The sequence below is a fragment of the Agrobacterium cavarae genome (genome assembly GCF_004310285.1).
Lineage (GTDB): Bacteria > Pseudomonadota > Alphaproteobacteria > Rhizobiales > Rhizobiaceae > Agrobacterium > Agrobacterium cavarae.
In genome coordinates, this window is sequence record NZ_SISF01000021.1 from 21,753 (window position 1) to 41,036 (window position 19,284).

Below are 19,284 nucleotides of genomic sequence, written 5' to 3' on the forward strand. Positions count from 1 at the left end.
GACAGGATTTTGAACGGCGATCCGAGATCGCCATCGTCCTCAAGCGGCGGAGATTGCGCGTTTTGCCAGCACCCCATCAAGCCAGTCTCGTCGCAGTTCCGGCACTGAGGTGATGAGCTGCTCGGTGTAGGGCTTGTAAGGCGGGGCAAAAACATCTGCGGTTATGCCCGTTTCAACGATCACGCCATGCTGCATCACCATCGTCCGGTCCGCCAGTCTGCGAACGACACCCAGATCATGGGTTATGAACAGATAGGAGACAGACAATTCATCCTGCAACGAGCGCAGCAATCGCAAGATCTCTTCTGCCACGAGGGGGTCGAGCGCAGACGTGACCTCATCGCAGATGATGAGATCGGGACGCGCTGCAAGAGCGCGGGCGATACAGACGCGCTGCTTCTGGCCGCCCGAAAGCGCCTTTGGAAGTCGCTCGGCAAAGTCTCGCGGTAGTCCGACAAGATCGAGTAACCGTCCGACTTCGGAAACACGCTGATCCTCTTTCATGTTGAAATAAAATGACATGGGACGACCGATGATGTCGCCAACCGCCTGTCGCGGGTTGAGGGCCACATCCGGTAGCTGATAGACGAGTTGTATACGGCGCAGCTCTTCCCGGCTGCGCTTCTTGTAGCTGTCGGCAAGCCTGTGTCCGGCGAGTGAGATCACTCCCGACGAATGAGGCGGCAGACCCGCGATAACGCGTGCGAGCGTGGACTTGCCCGACCCGGATTCGCCGACAATGGCGAGAGTCTCACCGCGGCGAAGCGTCAGATGGACATTGTCCAATACCTTTTTGCGGCCGTAATGAGCCGTCACGTCACGCACATCCAGCAAGACCTCGCCACTTTCGTGGTGAACCCCTTGCCCCGCCATGCTCGTTTCGCGTTCCGAGACAAGACGCTTGGTGTACTCTTCCTGAGGATGCTCGAGGATCTGCTCGGCGCTCCCCTCCTCCACCCGCTTTCCATGGCGCAAGACCGTGATGCTATCGGCCACCTGCGCCACCACCGCCAGGTCGTGCGTGATATAAAGGGCTGCAGTCTTGTACCGCTGGATAAGATCGCGCAGCAGTGCGAGAACCTCGATCTGCGTCGTGACGTCCAGAGCCGTGGTCGGCTCATCCAGCACGAGGATGTCTGGGCGGCATGACATCGCCATTGCGACCATGGCGCGCTGCAACTGACCACCGGAAACCTGATGCGGGTAGCGATTGCCGAAATTGCGAAAATCCGGCAGTTGCAGCGCCTCAAGCAGCTCCAGCATCCAGGCTTGTGCCTCCTGCCGGTTCATGATGCCGTGATAGAGAGGCCCCTCGATGATCTGATCGCCGATTTTCATCGCCGGATTGAAAGCCGCAGCAGCACTCTGTGCGACATAGGCGATACGCGCGCCACGCACCGCCTCACGTCCAGCGCGGCCGATCTTCATCAAAGAGATGCCATCGACGACGATCTCGCCGTCAACGATGCGGCAGCCATTTCGACCGTAGCCCATGGCGGCGAGGCCTATCGTGGATTTCCCCGCCCCCGATTCGCCAATGAGGCCCTTGACCTCACCGCGGGACAGGTCGAGATCAATGCCATCGACCAGAATGGCGCCGTTGGGGGCTGCGACCTTCAGGCCACGGATTTGAAGGACTTTGTCTTCGCTCATCGGTCCGCTCCTTGAATAGCGCTACGTCCCGCCAGCAACCAGTCCACCACAAGATTGATGCCGATGGTCAAGATGGCGATTGCGGCAGCGGGATAAAGCGGCGCATAAAGGCCGTAAAGAATAGCCTGCTGATTATCCTTCACCATACCGCCCCAGTCGGCGAAAGGCGGCTGAATACCGAGGCCCAGAAACGACAGGCCGGCAACGAAGAGAAACGTGAAGCAGAAGCGCAGACCGAATTCCGCAATCAGCGGCGGCAGCGCATTCGGCAGGATTTCCTTGAAAACCAGCCACAAAAGACCTTCGCCCCGCAGACGTGCGGTTTCGGCATATTCGAGAACATTGATCCCTTGCGCAACGATACGTGCCAGACGAAACACGCGGGTCGAGTCCAGCAGCGCGATGGTGACGATGAGAACCGGGATTGACGATCCCAACGCTTGCAAGACGACCAAGGCCGAGATCAACACCGGAATGCACATGACGGTATCAACGATGCGCGAGAGGATGGTGTCGAGCCAGCCGCCGAAAATAGCGGCGATGAAACCAAGCGTGATGCCGATGGTAAACGACAACAAAGATGCGGCGAGCGAAACGCCAATGGACATCTGCGCGCCAGCGAGAATGCGCGACAGCATGTCCCGGCCATTCTGATCGAGACCGAACCAGTGGGCAGCCGAAGGCGGATCGAAGGGCGATCCAACGATCTCCTCCTGCCCGAAAGGCGCGATATGGGGCCCGGCCAAGAACAGGATAATGTTGAGTGAAATGATGAACAGACCGATCCATGCCGTCGGTGAAACAGTACGCAGGAATTTCATCGGGCATGCCTCAGGCGCGGATTGAGCGCGATGGCCGTAACGTCGGCAATAATGTTCAAGATGACGTAGGCGGTGCCAAACACCAGCGCCGCCGCTTGCACCAGCGGTAGATCGCGTTTCGAAACGGCATCGACCATGAAGCGACCAAGCCCGTTGTAATTAAACACCGCCTCGACCAGAACGACGCCGGTGATCAGGTAGGCGATATTGAAGGATACGACATTGACGATTGGGGCCGCGGCATTGGGAAGCGCGTGGCGGAGAACGGCCCGCTTCGTGCGTAGACCCTTCAGATAAGCGGTCTCCACATAGGCCTGATCCATGACGGCCAAGACCGCCGTCCGGGTCATTCGCAGCATTTGGGCGACCGTTACCAAAACAAGCGTCAGAGCCGGAAGCGTCGTCGCCTTCAGCCAGTCTCCCATACTCATTCCGGGATATGTGTCCGCAAGGCTCGGCAGGAGATTGTATTGCACGGAAACGAACAGGATCAGCAGCAGGCCGAGGAAGTACTCGGGAAGCGACACAAAGGCGAGAGCAGCGATATTGACGGCCCGGTCAAAGACAGTGCCTCGCCAGATCGCGCTCAAGAGCCCCAGAAGAACGGCAACTGGCACGGAGATCACGGCAGCGTAGAACGCAAGTGCCATGGTGTTCCAGAACCGTGGCCACAGAAGATCCGCGACGGGCTGCCGGTTGGCGAGAGAATTGCCGAGGTCACCGGTTACAAACCCGCCGAGCCAGGCAAAATATCTATGCAGCAGCGGTTGGTCGAGACCGAGGTCCGTGCGCAGCACAGCGAGAGACTCGGGCGTTGCATTCTGTCCGAGTATTGCTGACGCCACGTCACCAGGAAGAAGCTGCGTGCCGGCGAAAATAAGCGCCGACACGAGCAGTAGCGTCAGAATACCCAAAGCAATGCGCTTTAGGATAAGAATAGTCATTACGCGTCCAACCATACCTTTTCAGCGAGACGAGCACCCATGAAGTTGAACATCGGGTGCGTGGTGACGCCTTTGAGCTTTTTGGAGGTGGCGTCGAGATAATCGCCGAACATCGGGATCATCGCGCCGCCCTCGTTCGAGATAAGCGCCTGAAGCTCGGCATAGATTTCCTTGCGCTTGGCATCGTCCAGAAGCGCACGGGCTTCGATCAGCTTCTTGTCGAAGGTCTCGTTTTTCCAGTGCGTGTCGTTCTGTGCCGAGGTGGACTGGTATGCAATGGTCAGCATCTGGTCGGCAGTCGGACGTCCGCCCCAATAGGACATGCAGAACGGCGCCTTCATCCAGACATTGTCCCAGTATCCATCCGCTGGCTCGCGCTTGATCGACACATCGATCCCGCTCTTGGCAGCGCTGGTGCGGAAAATCGCTGCTGCGTCGACCGCGCCGGAGAAAGCCGCGTCCGAGGCCGATATCTCGACCTTCAACGTATCGAGCCCAGCCTGCTTCAGATAGAACTTGGACTTCTCGGGGTCGTAAGGGCGCTGCGGCAGGTCGGCCGCGTAAAAGCGATCGGAACTTGGGATCGGATGATCGTTGCCGAGGCGGCCATAGCCACGCAGGGCGGTCTTCAAAAGCTGTTCGCGATCGATTGCGTGCTTGATGGCGAGGCGGACATTGTTGTCCTTATAGGGCGCCTGCGTGCAATCCATCAGGAATGTGAAATGCTGGCCACCAGCCGACTGAACGATGTTGAGGTTAGGGTTGCGACGCAGGAGATCGACCGTCTTGAAATCAAGCTGGTTGATCGCATGAACCTGGCCCGACATCATGGCATTGGTGCGCGCAGCGATATCATTGATGACGATCACTTCGACGGCGTCGACATGCGCGGCGTTCGGCTTCCAATAGTTGGGATTGCGCGTGAAACGCGACCGGACGCCGGGATCGTAGCTTTCGAACACGAACGGCCCCGTACCGACAGGTTTGTTGAAATCCGTCCATCCTTCGGGAACGACAAGGAAGTGGTAGTCGGAGAGAATGTAGGGAAGGTCGGCGTTGCCGCTTTCAAGGACGATCTTGATTTCGCTGTCTGAGACTTTCTCGACGCTTTTCAGCGCAGACGCGATAGAACGCGCTGCAGAGGTGGTCTCGCCGCGGTGGAGATTGATCGAATAAATCACATCTTCGACCGTCAGCGCCTTGCCGTTATGGAAGGTCACCCCTTGGCGCAGCTTGAACACCCACTCCTTGGCACCCGGCTGCGCTTCCCAGCTTTCAAGCAATTCTGGAACCGCGTGATTGTTGGCGTCAATCTCGACAAGACCATTCATGATCATGAAGGCCTGATTGACGGGTACCCAGTCCTTCAAGATGCGCGGATCGAGATTGTCTGTGGTGCTACCGCCGCCGATACCAAGTTTCAGCACGCCCCCTTTCTTCGGAGTTTGAGCGTCTTGCGCGCTGGCATGTGTGATGAAGCCAGCGGAAAGCGCCGTCAGGCCGGCGGCGCCGATGAGGAAGCTACGTCGGTCGAGCGAAAAGGAAGATGGGGAGTGTGTCATGGTGCAGTTCCCTGTTTTTATCATCGCCGTTCATGGGACGGCTCTCGGGGGCTTGGCCTATCGTACTCAGCGGTTCGGCACTAGAGACGCAGCCGTAAGCTGGGGTATGATTTTTGCGCATGGGGTCATGAAATCAAAGCGTATCCGCTTGTTTGCGAAGCGGAGTACACGAGCGTCGCCGGAATGAGCCGGCGTGGCCAAGCGTCTATAATAGGCGGTTACGGAGTGCGTATAAATGGGGCTTGCGGACATTGTTGGCCTTGCAGGAGCAATTTTCTATCTCATCGCATATGCCCTGCTGCAATTGCGCATTCTGAGCGTTGAAGACGGTCGCTACACCATTCTCAACATCCTAGGCGGCGTTCTCCTGATCTATTCGCTGATATGGAATTTCAATCTTGGCTCCCTGATTTCGCAGGTGGCTTGGCTGATATTCACTTTGATCGGTTACGCACGCTTCATGCTGGATCGTCGGCGCAGAGCGCGTGTGGTGCAAGCGTAACGAAAATCAGCGCGCGGTCGCCTTGTTGTTTGCAATCAGCCAGTCGGCCACTTCGCGCACGATCTTTCGCTGATGTCGGTCAGCAGGCCGCATGAGATAAAATCGTCCTTCGGATCGCATCGTGTGGCTATGCACCGGAACGAGGACACCGCTGTCCAGTTGATCGCGGATGAGCCATGTCCAGCCGAGCGTCGTGCCGAGACTCTGGGAGGCAGCGGCGACACACAGCCCGTAATCTCCAAGTTTCCAGTGCACTGCATCCTGCGGCGGTGACATCTTTGATGATCGCCACCAATCGCCCCAATCCTGCCACTCGCGCATGGAGTCTTCAATGGAAATGAGGACCGGCGCCTTCTGCTCTTCCAGTAACAATGCGCCAGCGCCAGAGACCGGGACCACCTCTTCCTGGCCAAGCTCAGAGAGCCAAACCCCAATCGGTCTTTCTTTGCGGTAGAAGATTGCAAGATCGAATTCGTCCAGCCGCAAATGCGCAACGTCGTCGGTAACGCGCAGCCTGAGTTCAAGCCCTGCAATATCGTTCTTCAGTTTCTTGAGGCGAGGCATAAACCACTGATCGGCGATCCCTCTGGAACAGGCAATCGTGATCTGGCTGGCACCCGTCCAGGAGCGAACACCATCCGTGACACTTGCAATATCAAGGATTAGTCGGGAGACATCGATCGAATAATTCTCGCCCACAGTCGTCAATCGCACGCCTGTCGGCACCCGTTCGAACAGTTTCGAGCCGATGAATGCTTCCAGCTTGCCGATTTGGCGACTGACCGCGCTTTGGGTCAGGCCGAGTTCGACGCCTGCACGGGAAAAGCTACCGAGACGCGATGCCGCTTCGAAAACAACGAGCGCTTCAAGTGGCGGCAATCTAGAAAAGGTCTGCATTTTGATCCCTGACGTTGCCGGATCAAATACATCCACAACGCGGGATCATCAACGTCGTTATTGACTTAGGCGGCAAGCTCACTTGCAAGAACCCATAGGCCGCCACCTAAGCTTGACGTTTTGCTTCAACGGCCTGAAACGCGGATCGCCCCGGCGTCACCAAAACTGCGCTGAACGGCCTGCAGTTGGTCTGCTGCGATATCGACCGACACTTCGATCTCACCTTCGTGGGGAGCGTCGGCGCGCTTCACGTCGCCGCGTGACGATTCCGTTCCTGTGGTGTTTTCGTCGGAAGCCGACTGGATGAAGATATCCGGGCGAGCAATGCCGTGCTGCTGCACCAAATGTTCGACAGCAAGGTCGGCGGCCTCGCGGGTTTCGAATGTCGCGCGAATGGTATTGGTGGCGTTGTCGGCCATAACGGATCTCCTGAGATATAGTGAGTAGGTCAAACTCCCCATCGGTCCGCTGGTTTCATCAACGCAACAAACTTCTGGCCGCGATGTCTTGGCGCATGCCACCACACATGCTATGTTCTTCTTTTGTTCGAAACAGCTTCTCTGGCCTCCATGAGCTTTAACGACCCCTCGCCGCTTCGCAAGATCATCCATGTGGACATGGACGCATTCTACGCCTCCGTCGAGCAGCGTGATAATCCTGATCTTCGCGGAAAGCCTCTTGCCGTGGGTGGCGCTGCGGCGCGTGGCGTCGTGGCAGCAGCGAGCTACGAGGCGCGCGCCTTTGGCGTGCATTCAGCCATGCCTTCCGTGACCGCAGCACGAAAGTGCCCCGACCTGATTTTCGTCAGACCACGCTTCGAAGTCTACCGCGCCGTCTCGCAGCAAATCCGGGAGATATTTGCCGAATACACGCCATTGATAGAACCGCTATCGCTTGATGAAGCCTATCTGGATGTCACTGAAAATTTGAAGGACATGCCGATCGCGACTGAGATTGCGCTGGAAATCCGCGAAAAGATCAAAAAGGTGACTGGCCTCAACGCGTCCGCCGGAATTTCCTATAACAAGTTTCTCGCCAAGATGGCATCGGACCTCAACAAGCCCAACGGTCAGGCGGTAATCACACCCAGGCGCGGGCCTGCTTTCGTCGAGGGCCTCGCGGTGAAGAAGTTTCACGGCGTCGGACCGGCAACTGCCGAGAAGATGCGCAGATTGGGGATCGAAACTGGTGCCGATCTCAAGGCGCAGACCTTGCAGTTTCTGACACATCACTTCGGCAAGTCGGGGCCATATTTCTATGGCATCGCGCGTGGCATCGACGAGCGCCGGGTCAGACCCGACCGTGTACGAAAATCAGTCGGTGCTGAAGACACTTTCATGCAGGATATTGATGACCTCAGTCTGGCCACCGACGAGTTGAAGCCACTTGCCGAGAAGGTCTGGAGCTACTGCCAGGCCAGAGGTTTCAGCGGCAAGACCGTCACCGTGAAGATCAAGTACTCCGACTTCACGCAAGCGACGCGCAGCAGAAGCAGCGCTGTCCCCTTCGCCAACGGCAACGCGATCCTCGAAACCGCTGCGGGACTGCTTGCGACCGTCTATCCGTTCAAACGGTCCGTTCGCTTGCTCGGAGTCACTCTTTCCTCCCTCACCAACGAGAGCATTTCAGACGACGGGGAACAACCTCAGCTCGGCTTCGATTTATGATCAATGAAAGAGCCTAGGGAAGAGCTGAAGGTGTCAGTGCACCGCATCCGCGTGATTGATTTGGAGACCGCCGGCAACGGCGCCCACGACGTTTGCGAAATCGGCTGGCAGGATGTCGCACTTGTAGAAGGGAGACGTTGGGCGCTGACGAACGAGCGCGGCGCCCGCTTCGTCAATCCCGGTCGCCCGATCACGGCTGACACAATGGCCATCCATCATATTCTTGACGAGCAGGTCGCGGACGCCCCGTTTTGGAAGGAAGTGGCGCCAAGCGTCTTGCGCCCCGAGGGAGGCGTGGTGGCCTTTGCAGCCCACCGCGCAGCCTTCGAACAGCGATATTGCACGGCTCGGCTGACGGGAGGATTGCCATGGATCTGCACGTGGAAATGTGCGCTGCGGGTTTGGCCCGAATTGCCGCGTTTTTCCAATCAGATGTTACGCTATCTGCGCATGCCGGAAGGCCTGGCGCATGAGATTGGCCTGCCGGCACACCGCGCCATGCCAGACGCCTATGTGACCGCCCATCACCTGCGCGATATGCTGAACGCCGCCTCGCTCGAAGAGCTCTTGGCTTGGAGCGCCGAGCCAGGGCTGCTGCCGCGCGTGCCCGCCGGTCCCGATCGCGGCAAAGGTTGGGACCGCCTGAGCACCGAAACGCTGATCAGTTATCTTCAAGACCGGGATAGCGACGTGCGCTTCAGCGCACAAACCGAGCTGACAAGGCGCGGTGAAATGGAAACGCAGCAGGACTTGGAACCGGCGCAGGGGTCGTTGCTGTGAGCAGTCGTGAAAAGCCCTTCTCTTACCCTGACACGCCGGATGGTCGGTACTTCGTGGTCCGCGGGCGCCTCTGGCGCAAAAGCGATCCCGCTCTGGATGAAGAGACCAGGATACGGTTGGTCAAGGAACTGATGGCCGCGAGGCGAGCGGTTCGGCAAGCCAAGGGCGATCGTGTAGCGCTGGCGCAAGCGAGAGCGCGGGTCGACGAAGCCAAGATCGCTCTCGGCGAGAGGGGAAAGGTGTGGTGGGACGATGGGGAGCCGGATCTTAATCGGCATCTCGTGAAGAACACAGCCTATGCGGCCTGGTTTTCGCAGCTTGCCGAAGAAGACCGTGCCAACGGTAATTGAGCGGACAGGGTGACAGCTCAATTTATGAATGCCTCGTCAAAGGCCCCCAAGGTTCCAGTCCCTCCATGTCACTCCCGTCGAGCGGATCGCGTTCGGCGTCTTCATCCGCGCTCGGCGGCATCCGGTTAAGATGCCTCAAACCCGAAAAGCTCGGCCGACCCGCATCCAGTTTCAAAACGCGTGATCATGCCATGCCATGCCGGCCCATCGCGTGCACCTCTCGCCCAATGCGAAAGCATGTGACTATTTGTAGGGCAATATGCAAAAATTGTTCAACAGGATGGACAGGATTGTTCGCCTTTGTTAGCGTCGACCTGTATTGTGGAGGAAACCAGTACGATGCTGCTCATCGGCCTCAAAAGCGACCCTGTGACCAATTCTAGCGCCTGCGCAGCTGGCGTGGACAATGCTTATGTCCTCCACCTTTGCGACACTGGCACGGTCCTTGCACCAAGAGTGCTGGTATGAGCATGACGAAGGACATTACTTTTATGGACAACAGCAAGCCGCTCCTCTCCGTCCAAGGTCTGAGCGTTGAGTTTGGCGAAAGCCGCGTCGTGGACGATCTGTCTTTTACGGTGCAGGCGGGTCGGACTGTTGCAGTTGTCGGTGAATCAGGATCGGGCAAGTCCGTCACCTCACTCTCGACGATGCGTCTGGCAGATATGATGGGTGCGACCTATCCGACGGGGAAAATTCTATTTGAAAACAAGGATCTGTTGAAAACTTCTCAGAAGGAGATGCGGTCGATCCGCGGCAAGGAGATCGCCATGATCTTCCAGGAGCCGATGACCTCTCTCAATCCAGTTTTCACCATCGGCGATCAGATCTGCGAAGTGCTGATTTTACATGAGAAACTGAGCAAACAGGCTGCGATGGCGCAAGCTCGCTCGCTTCTGGACATGGTGCGTCTGCCGGATGCGGCCGAACTGTTAAATCGCTATCCCCACCAGCTCTCCGGTGGCATGCGCCAGCGCGTGATGATCGCCATGGCGCTCGCTTGCCGGCCGAAACTTTTGATTGCCGACGAACCTACAACCGCACTCGATGTCACCATTCAAGCGCAGATCCTCAACATCATGCGCGACCTGCAGAAGAAACTCGGCATGGGCATGGTCTTCATCACCCACGATATGGGCGTGGTGGCAGAGATGGCCGATGATGTCGTCGTGATGTGGAAGGGTAAAAAGGTCGAGGAAGGTCCGGTCAGGGAGGTCTTTGCCAATCCGAAACATCCTTATACGCGCGCCCTGCTCTCCGCTGTTCCCCGCCTTGGCAGCATGGAAGGCGAAGACTATCCCAAACGCTTGCCGCTGACCGTATTGCAGAATGGCGAACCCGTCACCGTCGGTGAAGAGCGTGTCCAGGACACGGCAAAATACGATCAAAAGCCGCTTCTCTCCGTCAAAGATCTCTTCGTGCGTTTCGACATCCGCAAGAACCTGTTCGGCAAGACGACCCATCGTCTGAGTGCAGTCCAGAAGGTGAGTTTCGACATTCATGCAGGCGAAACGTTGGCGCTGGTCGGTGAATCCGGTTCCGGCAAGTCCACCATCGGACGGACCATCCAGCAATTGCAAAACGCCGTATCTGGCGAGATCTCGTTCAATGGCCGCAGCTTTTCGCAGATGTCCGCCCCCGAGCGCTTCCGCATGCGCCAGGAAGTTCAATACATCTTCCAGGATCCTTTCGCCTCGCTCGATCCGCGCAAGACAGTTGGCTTTTCGATTGCAGAGCCGATCAACACTCACGGATTGATCAACGATAACAAGGCCGTGAAACGACGTGTGGATGAGTTGCTGGAGCGCGTTGGACTAACGTCCGAACACGCCTCGCGCTATCCTCACGAGTTTTCCGGCGGCCAGCGGCAGCGTGTGTGTATCGCCCGTGCCCTCGCATCCGATCCGAAGCTGATCATTGCCGATGAAGCTCTTTCGGCGCTCGACGTTTCCATTCAGGCCCAGATCATCAATCTCTTCATGGATCTTCAGGCCGAACGCGGGCTGGCCTATCTCTTCATCAGCCATGACATGGCCGTGGTTGAGAAGATGAGCCACCGCGTGGCGGTGCTCTATCTCGGTCAGATCATGGAGATGGGAAGCCGTCGCCAGGTGTTCGAGACGCCCACGCATGATTACACCCGCCGGCTGCTCTCCGCCGTCCCGGTCGCCGACCCGACTATCGAGCGTCGCATCGCCATGATCGAAGGTGAGATCCCCAATCCGGTGCGCCGCGTGGGCGACGAACCACCAATCCTTGTCCATCGGGAAATCAACCCAGGCCACTTCATCGCTCAAAGTGCCTGACCGATCCAACGTTCACACCATCTGAAGAGGAAACAGAAGATGAGAATAATCAAAAGGGGAATATCCGCTGCTGTGACATCGCTGGCTTTGGCCAGCGTTGCATTCGTGGCATCGCCCGCTCTTGCCGCCGGCAAAATGACCATTTCCAGCCCGCAGGATCCGGGTAGCTGGGACCCGATCGACACCTTTCTGGTTCAGTGGGCGGCGGTCGCCACCAACATCTTTGACGGTCTCACCTATCGTGGTCCGGATTTGAAACTGGTGCCGGGCCTTGCCGAATCCTGGGAAGAACTGGATGAGGGCAAGCGTATCCGCTTCAAGCTTCGCCAGAATGTCAAGTTCCACAACGGCGAGCCCTTTAACGCAGCCGCGGTCAAGTTCACCTTCGAGCGCCTTCTAGGCGAACAGGGTGCAAAGGGCCCACAGCGCTCCAACTATGTGTCGATCGAAAGCGTCGATGTTATTGACGACTACACCGTGGACATGAAGCTGAAGGCGCCCGATCCCGTGCTGCTGACCAAGCTGGCAGGCTACGGCGCCATGATCGTGCCGCCGAAATACATCCAGGAAAAGGGAGAGGACAACTTCAACCTTAATCCTGTCGGCACCGGCGCGTTCAAGTTCGTGTCCTACGCACCGAAAAACAACATCAAGCTGGAAGCCAACCCCGATTACTGGGGCGGCGCTCCGAAGCTCTCGGAACTGGAATACCGCTTCATCGCCGAACCGGCGACCGCAGTGGCGGAACTTCAGGCTGGCCGCGTCGATCTGGTCATCCCGCCGACCATTCCAATCGGCATGATCCCTGTTATCGAAGGCGACTCCAAACTTGAGATCGTCAGCGTTCCGGGGCCCACGGTCGATGCGCTGCGCTTTAACACGCGCGACGGCGTCACAGCCGATCCAAAGGTGCGCAAGGCGATCATCATGGCGGTCGATCGCGGCACGATCGTGAAGTCGATCCTCGCCGGACAGGCCTCGGAAATCGCCAGCTTCCAGAGCGCACTGTCCTTTGGCTACGACCCAGAACTGAAGCCGCTGCCTTACGATCCGGAAGCTGCCAAAAAGCTCTTGGCAGAAGCCGGTGTGAAGCCGGGCACGACGCTCCAGATCGACATTCGCGGCAATGACGCAACGATGAACGAAGTAGCTCAGGTCATTTCCAGCTACCTCTCGATGGTCGGTATCACTGCAACGATCAAGCCCTACGAAACCAACGTGCTGTTGAACGACATTATCCCGCAGGGCAAGACCGGCGCCATGTTCCAGCAGAAATGGGGCGGCTGGACCTTCGACTACGACAACACGGCCTACTCCATGTACCACTCCGGCGAAAAGTGGAACCCGTACGACAAGGACGAGAAGCTGGACAAGATGCTGGAATCCCAGCGCCCGCTGACCGACCGTGCCGAACGCGAAAAGATCCTGAAGGAGATCGGCAGTTACACCGCTGATCGCGCACTCGAACTTCCGCTTTACAACACCAATGCCATCTACGGCTTGAACAAGCGGGTCAAGGGTTTCGTCGCACCACCGGACAACCGGTTGAAGCTCACCGACGTCACCGTCGAATAAGTCTCTCGACCCTTTGACGCATCGCCTTGCCCGTTTTGCGCGGGCAAGGCAGGACATTTCTCAAGGAAAAGCTCGTGGCCGGTTTTCTCATCAAGCGATTGCTGCAGGCGATTTTTGTCGTCATCGCCATCACCCTTCTCGTCTCCTTTGCGATCCGTCTGACGGGCGATCCTGCGGTCACCATGTTCCAGGGCGGCGGCAGCATGACGGAGGACGATCTTGCGCGCATCCGTGCGGCGCTTGGCACCGACCGGCCATTCTTCGTCCAGTATTTCAGCTTCCTGAAAGGGCTCGTGACGCTTGATTTCGGACGCAGCTTTACAGGCAGCACCCCTGTTTCGCGACTGATTGCAGACGCACTCCCAGCCACACTGGCGCTCGCCTTCATCTCCATGGCTGTGTCGATTGCGCTTTCCATTCCGCTTGGGATCAAGGCTGCCACGTCACGCGGCAAGACGGCGGATCAGGTGATCCGCATCTTCTCGCTCGTCGGCCTGTCGTTTCCGAATTTCTGGCTCGCAACCATGCTGGTGCTGCTCTTCTCGATCACGCTCGGCTGGTTGCCACCGAGCGGCATGGGCGGATTTGCAAGCTATATCATGCCGGCCGTGACAATGGGCGTCATCCTGACAGCGACCAATGTCCGGCTTGTGCGCACGGCCATGCTTGACACTTTGCGCTCGCAATATGTGATGGTGGCACGCGCCAAGGGCTTGAGCGAAAACAAGGTGCTCTACAAGCACGCCCTGCGCAACTGCGCCATTCCGCTCATCACCTATTTTGGCCTTCAGTTCGGTGGCCTGCTCGGCGGCATCGTCGTCATCGAGCGCGTCTTCAACTGGCCCGGGCTCGGTACGCTTGCCTTCGATGCGGTCGGCGCTCGTGATTATCCGGTTCTCCAGGCCGTCATCACTGTCCTGTCGCTGATGATTGTCGGCATCAACCTTCTGGTCGATATTGCCTATGGGCTTGTCGATCCGCGCATCCGCACGGAGTAAGAGACGATGGCTGCCAACACCTCGCGCCTCTCGCGCTTCAACAGTCTTGAATTCATCCTTGGCGCAACGCTGACGGTCGTGATCTGCCTTGCCGTCGTTTTCTCTGATGTCCTCTTTCCAGGTGGCGCGGAAAAAATCGATCTGATGGCGCGGCTCGCGAAGCCGTTTGCGAATGCCGCCCATCCATTCGGCACCGACCCGCTTGGCCGTGACGTGCTGGCCCGCGTCGTCGCCGGCGGCAAAATCTCACTCCTCGTTGGCTTCACCTCTGTCATCGGCGCGGTGATCTTCGGCGTGGCGGTCGGGCTTGTGGCGGGTTACTACCGCGGCTTCTGGGACATGCTGGTAATGCGCTTTGCAGACATCCAGCTTGCCATGCCCTTTATCCTGCTTGCGATCACCTTTATCGCGATCGTCGGGGGCAGCCTCACCAACACCATCATCCTGCTGATCGTCTCGCAGTGGGTGCAATATGCCCGCCTCGTGCGCGGCTCGGTGCTGACACTGAGGGAGCGCGAATTCATTCTGTCGGCCCGTGCTATCGGCGTGAAGGACTGGCGCATCATCCTCCAGCACCTGCTGCCAAACCTGATCGGTCCCGTCATCGTGCTGATGACACTGAATGTTGCCAACAACATCCTGCTTGAAAGCAGCCTCACCTTCCTCGGCCTTGGCGTCGATCCCACTATCCCAAGCTGGGGCGGCATGCTGGCAGACGGGCGGACCTATCTTCAGACCGCGTGGTGGGTCAGCGTCTTTCCAGGCTTGGCGATCCTTCTGACCGTTCTCGGTCTCAACCTCCTCGGCGACTGGCTGCGCGATAGCCTCGATCCGACCGGCAGAACCTCGAGGTAATCGCCATGAGCCCGCTTTTAAACCAGACTTTCACTCGAACGCTGGACGCTATTGTCGAGCTCGCCATTCCGGGCCAACTGCTGGAAGCCTGGACCTTCGACGACACGGAAAGCCGGAGAGAGGCGGAAAGACGGTTGCAGGAGAAGGGCGTGACTGCCCGCATTCGCAGCGCTTACAAACCTCTTCTCTTTGCCTTCCTGGAAGAGATCGACCTCGATGGTGTCGAGGCGATCGAAGTGCGCTATCCGGTCCATGCCAACGCCCCGGCAAACCGCTTCCGCCTGGAGGCCTATCCGCTCGCGGCTCTGGTTGGTGAGGCGAAGATTGACTTCATTGCCCGTAACGACGGTGACTTTCATTATGATGTCTCGCTGAAGCGTGGGGAGCGGATCGAGAGCGTGATCGTCCTCGCGCCGAACCGGGTGCATACGGACATCGTCGGCGAAATCAATGTCTCGCCCACAGGCTGGTTGAAGCTTGGCGGGCAGCCGGGCGAGCGACTGGCGACGGATTACGAGGAGCTCTTCGAAGCAGGCATCAAAGCCGTAGCCGATCATGCCTGGGGTGATCAGGAGCCCTATTTCGAAGAGCTGAACATCCGCGTTGTTCACCCCGCGAAAGACATCTTGTTGCCGGTCGGCGATGAGGTCGTCAGCCTTCGCGAGGCGCTGCACGAGGATTTCTATTTTTCGCTTCTCGAATTTTTCCAGAAGAAGTCGGGGCGCCCATTGGGCGATCGAGGTCTCAGACCAGGACAGATCGTGCCTGAAATCGCCAGGAGCAATGGCGAAATTTCTGTCGTCATCGAGACGCGGGCCCTTACCACAGGTTTCTCAGACGGGGATGAGCAGCCGATCGACACCGCTCAAGAGCCGATTGCGGAAAGCCAGGTGAGGAAGCTCCTGGCCGAAGTCGGCGGAGACGCTTTCGAAGCACGGTCCCGTTCCGGACGCATCCTATCTGCCCGCTACAAATCCGGCGACGATGCCGCGGTGATGATCAGCGGCGGGCAACATCCGAACGAAACGACGGGCATTGTCGGCGCTCTTCGCGCGGCCCGGAAGCTCGGCCAGAGGAAGCAGGCCCACTTCACGATATCGCCGCTGGAGAACCCCGACGGATATGCCGTGCACCAGCGTCTTCGCCTCGACAACCCGCGCCACATGCACCATGCCGCACGTTACACCGCGCTGGGCGACGATCTCGAATATCGGACCTCCGAGAATGCAGGTACCAACCTGTTCGAGAAGGAAATTCGTTTCAAGGCGGAGAAAAGGAGCGATGCCAAGCTGCATGTGAACCTGCATGGCTATCCCTCGCATGAATGGACGCGCCCGCTTTCCGGCTATGTGCCGCGCAACTTCGCCATGTGGACATTGCCGAAGGGCTTCTTCCTCATCATCCGCCATCACCCGGACTGGGAACGTCAGGCCGAAGCGTTACTGGACAGGGTGACCCGTCATCTCGGTGCTATCCCTGGGCTTCTCGATTACAACAACCGCCAGATCGCGCTCTATGAAATCCACGCTGGCGAAACCGGTTTTCGGATCATCAACGGCTTCCCCTGCCTCTCATCCGTCGATGATCGGCATACCGTCCCGATGACCCTGATCACGGAGTACCCGGACGAAACGATCTATGGCGACGATTTTATCACCGGCCATACGGCGCAGATGGAAACAGTTCTCTCGGCCTATGATGCCTGGCAGGATATCATGCGCGAACGCGCATCCGCCTGATGCAGGCAGGCGCGCCGTTCTCAGGGCGCGCCACTGAAGGTGTCGATCAGAGTTTGGCGAAGCGTGCTCATCGGTTGCTCCTTCGTCGTGTCAGCGGGCATCATACCGCTGGCAAATCCCTTGGCTTCGAAGCGCGCAACAAGGTCTGCATCATCGCTGACAATATGCACCGGCACCGCGCGTGACGCACCCTGCCCCGTGATGATCGACGCCGGCTGGTGATCACCGAGGATGACGTAGACCACATCTCGGCGCTGACTTTCCATGAACTCCCCAAGCGTCGCCAGCGAATAATCGATGGTCTGTATATATTGGCGACGCACCCGGTCTGGGACGGCCCAGACGACGGACGGCGGGTCGCCGCTGACAGCCTGGTCGTTAAAGGCAGAGCCATCGCCGACTTTGTCCCAATCGATGAGCGTCGGCACCGGCGTCCAAGGCGCGTGGCTGGATATGAGCGCAATCTCGGCCATGACCCGTTGTCCGCGCTCATGGGCAGGCGTCAGCGCTAACCGATCAAAGGCAGACATGGTGTACTGATCCGGCATCGTGACCCAATTGAATGGCTTGCCGCGATATTGAAGGCCGGATGCCGACAGGATCTGGTCGTAGCCAAAATAGTTCGCTTCCGGCCACGCCATAGTGATCGCCGGCATGACCGCCACACAGTGCCATCCGGCTTGAGAAAACAGCCGGTTCAAGCTCGGCTGGTGACTGATCATCAGCCGATCGTAGCGTGCCTGACTATCGACCCACAGCCCGGACAGCAAGGTGCCGTGAGCAAGCCAACTCAGACCTCCAACCGTTGGAGACGTGACCCAGCCACTGGCCGCGTGTAAGCCCGCGGTTCCGAGCTGCTGGTCGATGGCACCGAGCCGCTGACCTGTGATATCGGCATAAAGAGGATCTTCGACCGCGGACCGCCCGTAGGATTCCACGAAGACCAGAATGACATCCTTGCCCTTGACCCTTTGGAAAAGGTCGTCTCCACTCGTCGGGCCGAGCCCGCTCGCCAGCTCCTTTTCGAAAGCTTGCATATCCTCCGCGGAACGGACGACGAGGCTCAGTCTGTTCGACAAATAGACGGGCGTGCGAAGATCGACCCAAGGCAAGCCGAGCCACATCAGCCCCGCCCCGATCACAAGGATTGCTGCAAACGCCCCGGTCAAAATCCGCCCCGTTGATACCGTTGCGCTGGCCATCCACTTGAGCGACCTCAGAAAGATGCTTGCGACAAGAAGGAAAAGCAGACCGCCGCCGATCAGCGCTGCGAGCGCTGCCGGTGTGCCGATCGTGCCTGAAATCAGGTTCCAACCATCCTTCATCATCTTCAGATCGAGATAGGGATTGAATGGGCGCTGGAAGGCGGACTGGACGCCGATGTCAGCCAGCTTCAGGAAAAGGACGAGAAAGACGATAAAGCCGCATAAGAAAATCACGATGCGCCGCAGCCAGCCCCTCGTCAAAAGCGTGAGAAGGCCGATGAGCGCCCATTCGAGTGGTAGCCTCGTAAACGCTCCCACACCGAACGCGTCGGGGTGATCAGGCAGGTTGAAAGCGAGCAGTGCAGCAAAAGAGAAAAGCAATGCGCCGATCATGGCTTTCAAGTTAATGTGTTTGCGGCTGAACCCGATTTTCCCGTTCACTTCAATCCACTCTCAATGCAGTGCGTATCACTGAGCTGGAAAAGCAGCCAAAATGCAAAGGTATTCCGCTTGAACAAACTGCGAATAGTCGTCTCTTTCATCACGCTTGCTTTTCTGGCGGCGATCGTCCTGAGAACAGATTTGAATGCTCTTGGACAATCGCTCTCCCGCACCTCGTGGACCGTTGTCGCAGTGTGCCTTGCGCTCGTCCAGCTGCAAATCGTTCTGTCTGCACTTCGCTGGCGTTTCACCTCCCGCCGTCTTGGGCAGGACATCGCCACGCTGAAGGCAATACGAGAATATTATGTCGCGAGTTTTCTCAACCAGACGCTCCCTGGCGGCGTGGGTGGAGATGCGATCAGAGCGTGGCGCATGCGGGGTGACGAACCCGGGGGCTGGCGGCAACCTGCCAAGGCAGTGATATTTGAGAGACTGTCCGGACAGATCGCATTCTTCATTCTTGCGATCGTCGGCCTCAGCGTCTGGCCGTTGGTGACGCAGGCGGATTTCGGACAACAGCTGCGGCACTACCTCTTGTTCGCCGGCGCATTGCTTCTGGCCGCGATCGTCGCTCTTTATGTCGCCAAGCCCAAGTGGGCCACGCAAAACGCGTTGCATGAAAGCATCGCCGAAGTCTTCGTGCGGCGGGGAGCCTGGATCATGCAATCCACAACCAGTGCGGGCGTGCTTTCGACCTATGTGATCATATTCTTTATTGCCGCTGGCGCGACGGGCGCGCAACTGCCTTGGGTCGCCTGTCTGACCATTATTCCCTTCTGTCTCGTGGCAATGCTCATTCCGACAGGCTTTGGCGGCTGGGGCACGCGTGAGGCTGCGGCAATGGCGCTCTGGCCGTTGTTGGGAGCCGCACCGCTCGATGGACTGGCGGCGAGCATCACCTATGGCTGGCTGTCGCTCCTTGGCACGGCGCCCGGCGTGATCTTTCTTGCCGCGAGCGCCTTGAAGAGACGACCGAGCCACGCCTGACC

17 protein-coding genes are annotated in these 19,284 nt (G+C 58.3%); 10 read left to right on the forward strand and 7 right to left on the reverse strand.

The features are described 5' to 3' along the window. Window positions 1–39 precede the first annotated feature (39 nt). From EYC79_RS02240 to EYC79_RS02255, 4 genes are read right to left on the reverse strand one after another with little or no spacing between them, the layout of a single operon-like run. Window positions 40–1,653, reverse strand: coding sequence for an ABC transporter ATP-binding protein (locus tag EYC79_RS02240; RefSeq protein WP_116493384.1), 1,614 nt, complete (start codon window positions 1,651–1,653; stop codon window positions 40–42). After that, a complete protein-coding gene (locus EYC79_RS02245) occupies window positions 1,650–2,474 on the reverse strand; it encodes an ABC transporter permease (protein ID WP_062424350.1) in 825 nt (274 codons plus the stop codon). The genes EYC79_RS02240 and EYC79_RS02245 overlap by 4 nt, the downstream gene beginning before the upstream one ends. After that, window positions 2,471–3,418 carry an ABC transporter permease gene (locus tag EYC79_RS02250; protein WP_062424349.1) on the reverse strand — a complete coding sequence of 316 codons (948 nt, stop codon included), beginning with the start codon at window positions 3,416–3,418 and terminating at the stop codon, window positions 2,471–2,473. Before EYC79_RS02250 ends, EYC79_RS02245 begins: the two co-directional genes overlap by 4 nt. Then, window positions 3,418–4,980 carry an ABC transporter substrate-binding protein gene (locus EYC79_RS02255; RefSeq protein ID WP_112519694.1) on the reverse strand — a complete coding sequence of 521 codons (1,563 nt, stop codon included), beginning with the start codon at window positions 4,978–4,980 and terminating at the stop codon, window positions 3,418–3,420. The genes EYC79_RS02250 and EYC79_RS02255 overlap by 1 nt, the downstream gene beginning before the upstream one ends. A gap of 235 nt (window positions 4,981–5,215) precedes the next feature. On the opposite strand from EYC79_RS02255, the gene EYC79_RS02260 reads away from it, so the two are divergent. Next, window positions 5,216–5,482 (forward strand): CBU_0592 family membrane protein, encoded by a 267-nt coding sequence (locus EYC79_RS02260; RefSeq protein WP_112953800.1) that lies wholly within the window; start codon window positions 5,216–5,218, stop codon window positions 5,480–5,482. A gap of 6 nt (window positions 5,483–5,488) precedes the next feature. Here the strand turns inward: EYC79_RS02260 and EYC79_RS02265 are convergent, their stop codons facing one another. Together EYC79_RS02265 and EYC79_RS02270 are read right to left on the reverse strand one after the other, a co-directional pair. Beyond that, window positions 5,489–6,379, reverse strand: coding sequence for a LysR substrate-binding domain-containing protein (locus tag EYC79_RS02265; RefSeq protein WP_112953802.1), 891 nt, complete (start codon window positions 6,377–6,379; stop codon window positions 5,489–5,491). Between the two features lie 125 nt (window positions 6,380–6,504). Then, the gene (locus EYC79_RS02270; RefSeq protein ID WP_062599871.1) at window positions 6,505–6,798 is read right to left on the reverse strand and encodes a hypothetical protein; all 294 of its coding nucleotides are present in this window, start codon (window positions 6,796–6,798) and stop codon (window positions 6,505–6,507) included. A gap of 150 nt (window positions 6,799–6,948) precedes the next feature. On the opposite strand from EYC79_RS02270, the gene dinB reads away from it, so the two are divergent. The 8 genes from dinB to EYC79_RS02310 all read left to right on the forward strand — a co-directional run bounded on the left by dinB (window position 6,949) and on the right by EYC79_RS02310 (window position 16,649). Next, window positions 6,949–8,046, forward strand: a complete 1,098-nt coding sequence (gene dinB / locus EYC79_RS02275; protein WP_116493385.1) for a DNA polymerase IV — start codon at window positions 6,949–6,951, stop codon at window positions 8,044–8,046. Between the two features lie 36 nt (window positions 8,047–8,082). After that, on the forward strand, window positions 8,083–8,826 hold the full coding sequence (locus tag EYC79_RS02280) for an exonuclease domain-containing protein (RefSeq protein WP_245495170.1): 744 nt from the start codon (window positions 8,083–8,085) through the stop codon (window positions 8,824–8,826). Continuing rightward, on the forward strand, window positions 8,823–9,176 hold the full coding sequence (locus tag EYC79_RS02285) for a hypothetical protein (RefSeq protein WP_130977030.1): 354 nt from the start codon (window positions 8,823–8,825) through the stop codon (window positions 9,174–9,176). Before EYC79_RS02280 ends, EYC79_RS02285 begins: the two co-directional genes overlap by 4 nt. Before the next feature lie 470 nt (window positions 9,177–9,646). After that, complete coding sequence (locus EYC79_RS02290; protein ID WP_205654299.1) at window positions 9,647–11,482, forward strand: ABC transporter ATP-binding protein; 1,836 nt, start codon at window positions 9,647–9,649, stop codon at window positions 11,480–11,482. Window positions 11,483–11,521: 39 nt separating this feature from the next. Beyond that, window positions 11,522–13,057: an ABC transporter substrate-binding protein gene (locus EYC79_RS02295; protein ID WP_130977031.1), complete on the forward strand. Its 1,536-nt coding sequence runs from the start codon at window positions 11,522–11,524 to the stop codon at window positions 13,055–13,057. A 74-nt stretch (window positions 13,058–13,131) separates the two neighbouring features. Continuing rightward, window positions 13,132–14,055, forward strand: a complete 924-nt coding sequence (locus EYC79_RS02300; protein ID WP_062424339.1) for an ABC transporter permease — start codon at window positions 13,132–13,134, stop codon at window positions 14,053–14,055. 6 nt (window positions 14,056–14,061) lie between these two features. Beyond that, window positions 14,062–14,910, forward strand: coding sequence for an ABC transporter permease (locus EYC79_RS02305; protein WP_062441393.1), 849 nt, complete (start codon window positions 14,062–14,064; stop codon window positions 14,908–14,910). A gap of 5 nt (window positions 14,911–14,915) precedes the next feature. Next, window positions 14,916–16,649 carry a M14 family metallopeptidase gene (locus EYC79_RS02310; protein ID WP_130977032.1) on the forward strand — a complete coding sequence of 578 codons (1,734 nt, stop codon included), beginning with the start codon at window positions 14,916–14,918 and terminating at the stop codon, window positions 16,647–16,649. A 20-nt stretch (window positions 16,650–16,669) separates the two neighbouring features. Here EYC79_RS02310 and EYC79_RS02315 read toward each other — a convergent pair whose 3' ends face one another. Further along, entirely contained in the window at window positions 16,670–18,247 is a 1,578-nt protein-coding gene (locus tag EYC79_RS02315; protein ID WP_130977033.1) for an LTA synthase family protein, read from the reverse strand. Between the two features lie 117 nt (window positions 18,248–18,364). On the opposite strand from EYC79_RS02315, the gene EYC79_RS02320 reads away from it, so the two are divergent. Continuing rightward, entirely contained in the window at window positions 18,365–19,282 is a 918-nt protein-coding gene (locus EYC79_RS02320; protein ID WP_245495171.1) for a lysylphosphatidylglycerol synthase transmembrane domain-containing protein, read from the forward strand. The last annotated feature ends 2 nt before the right edge of the window (window positions 19,283–19,284 follow it).